Genomic DNA, 9,906 nt, shown 5'->3' on the forward strand with positions numbered 1-9,906 from the left:
GACGCTCTTCCGATCTCGCTGACCGGCAACCTCGCCGACGCCGAGGACGCGGTGCACGAGGCCTACGCCCGGGCGTGGCCGCGCTGGGCCGCGCTGACCGCGGGCGGGGACCCCACGGGGTGGGTGCGCGTGGTCGCCCAACGGATCGCGGTCGGCACGTGGCGGCGAGCCCGAAATCGGCTGCTGGCCCATCACCGGCAGGGCCGGACTGCCGATTCGGTGGCGGAGATGTCACCGGATCACGTGGCTTTGGTGGCTGCGCTGCGCAAGCTGACCGCGCCCCAACGGCAGGCGGTCGTGCTCTTTCATCTCTGCGACATGTCCGGTGCGGACGTGGCCGCCGAGTTGGGGGTCAGCGAGAGCACGCTGCGCACTCGGCTGACCCGAGCGCGCAAGGAGCTCTTGCACCATCTGGTCGAAGCAGACGCGGAATTCGAGACGAGAGTGGAGCGGGCATCGTGAACGACGACAACAAGAACCACGAGATCCTGAACGACCGGCTGCGCGGACTGGCCACCGCCACCGAACCGGCAACGGCCGTACCGCGACCCGACGACGTCCGAGCGCGCGGCATCCGGCGCCGGAACCGGATCCGCGTGGGCGGCACCGCGACCATGGCGGCATGCGTGATCGCCGTGTCGGCCTGGGTCGCCCTCCCGGGCGGCGACGAGTCGACCGGCGCAGCCGCCTCGTCGGGGGCGACGGCCGGGCCCCTCGATGCGAACAACCCGGTGGCCACGGCGTCGAACGGTCCGACCATGCCGAAGAACGGGCCCGCCATGGGTGGGGTCGACTATTCGTTCCTACCGGCGGTACCCGGCGTGGCATGGGCCAAGGAACCCGGTTCGATCCACGATGATCCTCCGTACCTCCCGACCGAGTTCGCGCTGTACGGGTCCTGCTCCAAAGAGAGTCTCGTCCCGAATTGGAGCGGCTTCAACGACCGTCGCGTGACGCCGGCGGGCAGTCGGTTGCGGACGGCCGTCACCTCGACGTACGGGTCGGCCCTGAGCCCGGCCCAACGTGATCAGTTCTCGATCGACATGGTGGCTGCATGGTCGGCTCGTGCGGACGCCTGCATGACGCGTCAGCCGAGCAGCGGGAACGACACGACCGTCTGGTCCTGGCAGGCCGACGGCAAGCGCGGTGAACTGGTGATCACGCGTCGCGGGCACTACGTGGCCCTGGTCGCCACGGATATGGTCGCCGCGGACCCCGACTACCCCCTGGCGACCGGCATCGGTTCGACGCTCCTCGACCACACCGACATCAGGCCCTGACCACGTGGTCGATCAAGGGGAACCTCCGGCATGACGTTCCCCTTGATCGACTCGGCCGGCGAGTCCGGGCCGCCCCGGCGGCCCGCTTGAGGTCGCACGAGAACCCGGCACTTGCGGCACACTGCATCGGCGCGCCGGCCCCGGCGGGCCGCCCCCGGCGAGGCGGTGCCCCGAACGACGGTGGCCGACGGAGCATCCGCGCCCGACCGCCGCGCGATCATCGGCCCCGGACCGATCCCCGACTCCAAGGCAACCCACACCGCGGCCCGGGAACCGAACGACCCGTCATCCACCCCGGCTCGCTCACCACGTCGTCGGCCCGGCGACCGGCACACCGGCCGACGCGGGGGGTGACGAGCACAAGCAGCGTCGCGGACGGTGCCCGGGCGGACCTCGACGGTGCGGAGCTCGACAGTGCGGAGCTCGACGGGCCGCAGGCCGGGCGCGGGCGCGTGGTCGCGGCGCGACATCAGGGCGTCGGCGAACTCCCCGGGACTGTAAAAAGTTCGGTGTAACTCCGATCATGGAAATGACATCGGCTGATGACTGATGTGACGTCAGAAGCTCTGCAGGACAAGGCGGATGCCTCGACGCTGCGGTGCTCGTTGCGGTCGATGATCGGTTGATCGGGCAGTTGGTCGATCGTGCCCGTGCGGGCGGTCTGGACCTGGTGGGCGAGGGCGGGCTGCTGCAACAGCTGACCAAGCGGTTCCTGGAGTCGGCGCTCGAGGGCGAGATCACGGACCATCTCGGCTACGAACGCAACGACCCGGCCGGGCGCAACGGCGAGAACTCCCGCAACGGGCACCGTACGAAGACCGTCCTCACGGACGTGGGGCCGGTCGAGCTCGCGGTGCTGCGGGATCGGAACGGTTCGTTCGAGCCGCGGATCGTCGCCAAACGGCAGAAGCGCCCGTCGGGGGTCGACGAGATGGTGATCTCCCTGTCGGCGAAGGGCCTGACGACCGGTGAGGTCCAGGCCCACCTGGCCGAGGTCTACGGCGCCGAGGTGTCCCGACAGACGATCTCCACGATCACCGACAAGGTCCTCGAGGGCATGGCCGAGTGGCAGAACCGGCCCTTGGATCCCTTCTGTCCGGTCGTGTTCATCGACGCCGTCCACGTCAAGGTGACGGACGGTCAGGTCGCAACCGGCCCATATACGTCGCCCTGGCCGTCACCGTCGACGGCCATCGGGACATCCTCGGGTTGTGGGCCGGCGACGGCGGCGAGGGCGCCGAGTACTGGCTGCATGTGCTGACCGAGATCAAGAGCCGCGGCGTCGAGGACGTCCTGATGCTCGTCTGCGACGGCCTCAAGGGCCTGCCCGACGCGGTCGGGACGCTCTGGCCGAGGACGGTCGTGCAGACGTGCGTGGTCCACCTGTTGCGGGCGTCGTTTCGTTACGCGGGGCGTCAGGACTGGGACAAGATCGCCAAAGCCCTCAAACCGATCCACCAGGCGCCCACCGAGGACGCCGCCCTCGAGCGGTTCATGGAGTTCACCGAGGCCTGGGGGAAGAAGTACCCGGCGATCGTCAGGTTGTGGGGGAACGCCTGGTCGTAGTTCGTCCCGTTCCTCGACTTCGACACCGAGATCCGCACGATCGTCTGCACCACCAACACGATCGAGTCGGTGAACGCCCGCATCCGACGGGCCGTGAAGTCCCGCGGGCACTTCCCGACCTGAGCTCTCACACCCGGCAAGTCGGGACCACGGCCTCATGTGGCCGGGACACCGGGCGGCCCACTCTGAGGACAACGTTCGAGCGGGAGCACCGTGGGCCCCGCAGCCTTCGATCGCCACCACGTGATCGTGCCGTCGAGGTCGTCGGTCGTATGGCAGTTCCCCTCCACCACATCGAGAGGTAGGTGCCCGATGGGCGACGAGCTCTGGCCGGCTCCGACGCGGCGACTACGGCGGCCACATCGGATCGAACTCGCCAGGAACGAGTTGGTTCATCCGCGAGTGGAGACGATTCTGAGGTCGGCATCCACCGCCATTCCTCCGGAAACGTTGCGTTGCTACCCCGCTACCGCGGAAACCGCGGCCCTGCTGGCCCGCTACTTCGACACGGACACCGACCGCCTGGTGTTGACGCCGGGTTCGGACGCCGCCCTTCGCCTGGTCTGCGAGCATCACCGACGACGGGCGGGGGACGGAGCCACCGTTCTTCTCCAAGACCCGAACTACCCCGCCTGGCATCAGACCGCCGGGCTCTTGAACCTGCGTTTGCGTCGGATCACCGCCGACCTCGACAACCCCACGACGCAGCACGACGCGCTCGTGCGAGCCGCCCGCCGCACGAAGAACGCGCTCATCGCAGTCAGCGTCCCGAACGGGCCTCTGGGCAGTGTCCTCCCGCCCGACACGTTGTCCGAACTGGCACAAGTCGCCGAGCGACGTGGCCACTTGCTGGTCCTCGACACCTGTTACCAGGCGTTTCACGGCCCGATCGGCGACCCGGTCACGCGAGCCCGGGGACGCACGCTGGTCGTACAGTCCCTGTCCAAGTCGCACGCACTGGCCGGAACCCGAATCGCGGCGATGTTCGGCGACCCCGAACTTCTGCGAGATCTGGCCGCGGGCCCCTTGGAGCACGCCGTGTCCGGTGCCTCGCTCACGGCCGCCGACGTCGTGATCCGGCATCACGACGCCTTCCAGGCGATCTGGGACGAGGTTCGCGACACCCGGGTACGAACGGCCCACTCGCTGCGTGATCTGGGATACGTCCCGCTGCCGTCCGCAGGCAACTTCCTCACCCTGCGACTGCCCGACCGCGTATCGGCCGGCGCATGCGTGGCCGGGCTGGCCGATCTGGGATACGCGATCGCCGATCTCTCGGAGACGACCGGTCTCGCCGGGTGTGTGCGTTTCACCGTCGCCGATGCCGAGACCACCGACGGTGTCCTCGCCGCGCTACGGACCGTGTCGCGACACAACTCGCTCGTGAAGCCTGCCGGATGCCGGTCTTCGACCGTCGGACGGCCCCGTCCGGGCCATCCGATCACGCCCACCGACGACGAGCGCACCATGCGCCCACCCCGAGCGAACGGCAACCGGCCCATTCCCCCTGCCACCGACGCGACATCAACCTTGGAGGGCAACCTCGTGGACCGCACGCGGCCGGTCAACATCCTGCTGATCGGCGGATGCGGACACTGGGCGGCCAAAGAGAACCACGTCCCCGCGTTGCTGGACCTGAAGGCGGAGGGCTTTCCCGTGCGCGTGGGCGCCGTCTGCGATCCACGCGATCCGTACCGGGAGGGAATCGGCGAGCTCGGCATGGCACCGCTGGTCGATCTGGTGCGCGAAGACGCACCGATCTGGCTGGACCCGGCGAGGCTGCCACCCGACGCGTTGTACCAAGCACTCGACGCCTTGCACGCCCGGGATCCGTTCGACGCCCTCGTCATCGCGTGCAACCCGGTACACCACATGGTGTATCTGCGGTGGGCAGTCACTCGGGGTCTGCACGCGCTGTGCGACAAGCCCGTCGTGTGTACCGAGAACGCCTCGTGGGATCCGACGGCGGCCCACCGCATCCAACACGACTTCGACGATCTGCTGCGCGAGTTGGAAAAGCAACAGCAGGTCCGACCCTGCCATGTCGTCGTGCCGTTGCGCCGCCGCGCCAACGACGCCTACCTCACGGTGGCCAGGGAGATCGAAGAGGTCCAGCACGTTCACCAGCAGGGTCTCACGAGCCTGAACCTGGTCAAGAACGCAGGCATGTATCGGCTTCCCACCGAGTACGGGATGGGGGACGCACACGGCTACGGCTCCGGCGTCGGCTCGCTGGCCTTCTCCAGCTATCACTTCATCGATGTCATCGCCTGGTACCTCTCCCTGGCCCCCGGCCGGGCGACCCGGCTGGTGCTCACCAATCCGTACGTGAGACGACTCGGGAACTACCTGCGCACCACCGAGTCGCAACTGTTGGGCCGAATCCTGGGCGTCGCGGGCGAACCACCCGTACTGGCTCCGGAAGCACTGCGTGCGGAGGTGGACTTCGTCTTCCACGCGGAACTCCTGGACGAGAGCCGCAACACACTGGGCCTGGTCACCTACTCCTGCTTCAACAACACCTACTCCCACCGCACGACCGGGGCCAGCGAGGTCGACAGTGCCGGCCTCGTGCCGTTCCGGGAGAAGGGGCGAATGTCGCAATTCGTGATGGACATCAACCAGGGCAACCTCCAACACCTCGTGATGACCAAGAACGACGTCGTGGGCGAGAGCTATCGCATCGCAGTACGCCGCCGCCGCAACCCGCGCGTTACCGAAGAGCCCAGCCGGGAGTGGCTGTTCGAGGACGCCCACCATGGCAGCCGGATCACCCCACGCCATCTCACCCAAGCGTTCGTCCGGCTGGCAGCGGGCCAGGAGCTCCCCCCGGACGTCGCCCGGCACCTGTCGTTCCTGCACGATCAGCGGCTCTCGCACGCGATCTTCGCCGGCTTCTATCGCCTGATGGCCGCCGACTACGCCGGACAACCCCTCGAACAACTCCTTGTCGACCTCACCTGAGCACCCGAGCCCCGCCCCGAACCAGGAGAATTGCCATGGCCGCACCCCAACGAGTCGCCATCGTGGACGCATACTCCTCGGCTGCCAGGCTGGCCCCGACGTTCGGCGCACGGGACATCTCGTGCGTGCATGTGCAGAGCACCCCGCAGATCCCCCGGATCTACACGGAGTCGTTCACCGTCGGGGACTTCGACGCCAACGTCGTACACCGTGACGATCTCGACGAAACCGTGCGCGCGCTCGCCGAGCTGAGTCCCGACCACGTCATCGTGGGCATCGAGTCCGGCGTGGAACTGGCCGACGCACTCAGCGAACGACTCGGACTGCGGTCCAACGGAACGGCAGCGAGCCTCGCGCGCCGGGACAAGTACCTGATGATCGAGCGGATTCGGCAAGCGGGCCTGCGCGCCGCCGCGCAGATCCGCACCTCGGACCCCGCCGAACCGGCTGCGTGGCACGCCGCGCGGGGCGGTCGCATCGTCGTCAAGCCGTTGCGGAGCGCGGGCAGCGACGCGGTGTACTTCTGCGATACCCCGGAGCAGTCGGCGGAGGCGGCGAGAGCGGTGTTGGGGACCCACAGCGTGCTGGCCACGCGCAACGAGGCCGTCGTGGCGCAGGAATACCTGCCCGGTGACGAGTACTACGTCAACACCGTAAGCCTGAACGGGCACCACCACGTGTGCGACATCTGGCGCACCACGCACCTCTCGGCCAACGGCGTACTCGACCTCCTGGAGGGAGCCCACCTGCTCCCCGCAACAGGTGCGGTGCAGGAGGAACTGATCGACTACACCTTCCGGGTGCTCGACGCGCTCGGGATCAGACACGGCCCGGCGCACACCGAGGTGAAGTACACGCCCGGTCGACCGGTCCTGATCGAGACCGGGGCACGGTTGTGCGGCGGCGACCTCCCGAACCTGGCGCGACACGCCCTCGGCGAAGCACAACTGGAGTGGACGGCGGACGCCTATACACGCCCCGAGCGATTTCTCGACCGGTACAACGGCCGCTACCGCATCCGACGCCACGCGGCGTGCGTCGGCATGGTGTGCCCCACCGCCGGAAAACTGCGCGCTTACCGCGGCCTGGCTGCCATCGAGCGGTTGGAAAGCCTCCATGAGCTCCGGGTCCTGGTCCGTCCGGGCGAAGAGATCCGTCGGACGGTCAACGACTTCACGTTCCCCGTCGTCCTCTACCTGGCACACGACGTCGAATCGGTCGTCATGCGCGACATCGCCACCATGCGTCACCTCGACGGAAACGACTTCTACGACATCGCCTGACGAGCAGCCAACCACCGAAGACGCCGAGCACGCGAAACGGAGCACCTGTGGAACTCACCGTTCGGACCAGGGAAGTCCCCTTCGCCTTCCCCTACACCTATGCACGAGGGCACGACCTGTCCTGCTCCCTCGTGCAGGTGGAAGTCTCCGACGAGGGCTTCGTCGGAAGAGGGGAGGGAGCACCCTTCGAAAGCTTCTTCGACCACTCGGCGGACAGCGTGGTCGCGCAGTTGGAAGGCATCAGGACCCGGATCGAGCAGGGCGTTCGCCGGTCCGAACTGAGCACGCTTCTGCCGCCGGGCCCGGCCCGAAACGCGGTCGACGCCGCGTTGTGGGACCTGGAGGCAAAACAACAGGGCAGCCGGGTCTGGCGCCTCTTGGACCTGCCCGAACCGGTACCCCTGGAGATCATGGCCACGATCTCGTTGGCCGGACGCGAGCAGTTCCTGCGCGAACTCCAAGACACGTCCACCCGGCGCAAACTCAAGCTCAAGCTCGGCTCGGACGACGACATCGCGCGCCTGGAGACCACTCGCAAGCTGCGACCCGACGCCGAACTCGTCGTCGATGTCAACAGCGGATGGGACCTTCGCACCCTCACCACCATGCTTCCGATCCTTCAGGAGCACGACGTCTCGATGATCGAGCAACCGGTGGCCGCACGCTACGAGGACGGACTGCGCGACCTGCCGCACTCGGTCCCGTTCATCGCCGACGAGTCGTTCGCCTCGGAGGAAGACTTGCCCCGGGTCCGTGAGCGATACGACGGCGTGAACGTCAAGCTCGACAAGTGCGGGGGGCTGTCCGCCGCGTTGCGCATCATCGGCCGGGCACAGCGGGACGGCCTACGCATCATGGTCGGTTGCCTTCCGGGGAGCTCGCTGTCGGCGGCGGTCGGATTCCACGCGGCTGCCCGGGCCGAGTTCGTCGATCTCGACGGTCACCTGTGGCTGGTCGAGGACACCCAGCCCGCGATGGCGTGCGACAACGGTTGGTTGCGCCCACCGACGCCGGAACTGTGGGGCTGACCGTGACGACCGAAGGCGCCGACTACGGGCGGGGCGTGGCCTCGCTGGGCCTCGCCTCGATGCTGGGTGCCGCGGTCAACGTGGCGTTCGGCAATATCGCGCAGACGGTGAACCCGTTCGTGCTCACCCTGTTCATGGTCGGGGTCTCCTCGATCGTGTTCGGCGTGGCCAACCGCGGGCGGCGGCCGATTCTGAACCCGGCCGCGTGGCGCGCCGTGATTGGGCTCAACGTGGCCTCGGCAGGCGTGTACATCTTCCTGGTCGTCGGTCTGAAGTACCTGGAACCCGCCGTCGGAACGGCACTTCAGGCCGGGGCCACACCCTTGATGACCATCGTCGTCACCGGCTTTGTGGCCCAACGGCGTGCCGCAGGGATATCGCAGTGGGCCGGTGGCACCGTGGTGCTCGCCGGCAGCGGTCTGCTGGTGTGGGTGTCCTGCACCGGACACTCCGGTCTCGGGACCGTCGACTCGCGTTCGACCGCCATCGGTATCGGCGCAGTCCTCGTGTCGGGCCTGTCGACCGTGTTCCTGACGCTGTGCGCCAAGCGCCTGATACAGATCGGTTGGCGCGACTCCGCCGTTCTGGCACACAGGTTCTACTTCACCATCGTATGTTGCGCGGCACTGAGTATCGGCGTTCGGGCGGACTGGTCGGCCGCTGCCGACAGATCCGGATATCTGATCTTGTTCTCGGTACTCGGTTCGGGTGTGGTTCTCCTTCTGCAAATCGGGATCCGCAAGGTGGCGCCCTTCGTCGTGCTGGCGATGACGAACCTCAACCCGCTGATCACCTACACCATCCAGTTGTTCGACCATCGCCTGAGCACATCCCTGGACACTCTCTACGGGATCGCCGTCATCCTCACCGGCCTGGCATGGATCATCCTCACGCAGCGCCGCACAACGCACCCGGCCCCCGCCGCTGCGGTGTCGACACCGACCTCGTCCCGATGACCGTGGTTTCGGGGGTCGACGGCTGGTGGGGGATGCCCGCCGAGGGTGCGGGCCGGGGCGGTGATCACGGTTTGAACGCCTTTCGCGGGTTGACCGTGATCCAGATCCACGGCCGTCCTCGTCGAGTCGGCGCTCGGTGACCGGTTCGGCGAGATGGCCGCAGTCCAGCCGCCGCGACATGTCGTATCGGGCGGGGATCGAACGGAAGGCTCGGGTGTCGTCGACGAAGCCGGACGTCCGGGAGAATCCCGCTGTCTCGGTGACCGCGCAGCAGGCCGGCGGAGGGTGAGGGCTTTGCGGACGACATGGTCGTGGTGTTCGGCGACGAACATGCGGGCGGCGGCCGCGTCGGTGGTTGTTCTCAACCAACCCGCAGAACCCCACCCACACCACCGCCACGCCACAGGACCTGGCGCTGGTAGGCATCCCGACCAGCGCGGCACGCGGGGTCGCGATCCGTCGACATCTTCTAGAGATGCCGGCCCCCCGTCGTCGGCGACGCTCTCGGGTACCACCACGAGAGCACCACTCGCCTGGCCATCGATGCGGGAACCCTGGCCATCGATGCGGGAACGCCCTGGAGCCGATACGCCGCCGGCGATCACTCGACGGCACCGCCAAACCAAGCACCCCGACGGACTCGCGATACTTGATCAGGCGACTTCACCAGACTCAACCCCCTACTCGCACCCGGGCCCCAGTGGCGCGACGACGGGCCCAGGCCGGGGCCCGCAGGTCGGCCGCGCGCCTCCTTGGAGAGGGCGCGCGGCCGACGACCCACCTGTTCGCGGGTCCAGCCGACGCCGGTGACCTGACGTTCGTGATCCGG

Annotated in this window: 6 protein-coding genes and 1 pseudogene; all 7 read left to right on the forward strand. The window is 68.0% G+C overall.

Annotated features, from left to right (window positions below):
- On the forward strand, window positions 1-462 hold a 462-nt coding region (locus GT354_RS24320; protein ID WP_161358509.1), incomplete at its 5' end, for a sigma-70 family RNA polymerase sigma factor.
- Entirely contained in the window at window positions 459-1,280 is an 822-nt protein-coding gene (locus GT354_RS24325; protein ID WP_161358510.1) for a hypothetical protein, read from the forward strand. The genes GT354_RS24320 and GT354_RS24325, both read left to right, overlap by 4 nt.
- A 598-nt stretch (window positions 1,281-1,878) precedes the next feature.
- A pseudogene (locus GT354_RS24330) lies at window positions 1,879-2,966 on the forward strand (IS256 family transposase); the annotation flags it as partial.
- A 192-nt stretch (window positions 2,967-3,158) separates the two neighbouring features.
- A complete protein-coding gene (locus GT354_RS24335) occupies window positions 3,159-5,810 on the forward strand; it encodes an aminotransferase class I/II-fold pyridoxal phosphate-dependent enzyme (RefSeq protein WP_237535401.1) in 2,652 nt (883 codons plus the stop codon).
- A 35-nt stretch (window positions 5,811-5,845) separates the two neighbouring features.
- Window positions 5,846-7,093 (forward strand): ATP-grasp domain-containing protein, encoded by a 1,248-nt coding sequence (locus tag GT354_RS24340; protein WP_161358512.1) that lies wholly within the window; start codon window positions 5,846-5,848, stop codon window positions 7,091-7,093.
- Window positions 7,094-7,140: 47 nt separating this feature from the next.
- Window positions 7,141-8,121, forward strand: coding sequence for a dipeptide epimerase (locus tag GT354_RS24345; protein ID WP_161358513.1), 981 nt, complete (start codon window positions 7,141-7,143; stop codon window positions 8,119-8,121).
- Window positions 8,122-8,123: 2 nt separating this feature from the next.
- A complete protein-coding gene (locus GT354_RS24350) occupies window positions 8,124-9,077 on the forward strand; it encodes a hypothetical protein (RefSeq protein ID WP_161358514.1) in 954 nt (317 codons plus the stop codon).
- The last annotated feature ends 829 nt before the right edge of the window (window positions 9,078-9,906 follow it).

This window comes from Streptomyces sp. SID3343 (assembly GCF_009865215.1).
Classification (GTDB): Bacteria; Actinomycetota; Actinomycetes; order Streptomycetales; family Streptomycetaceae; genus Embleya.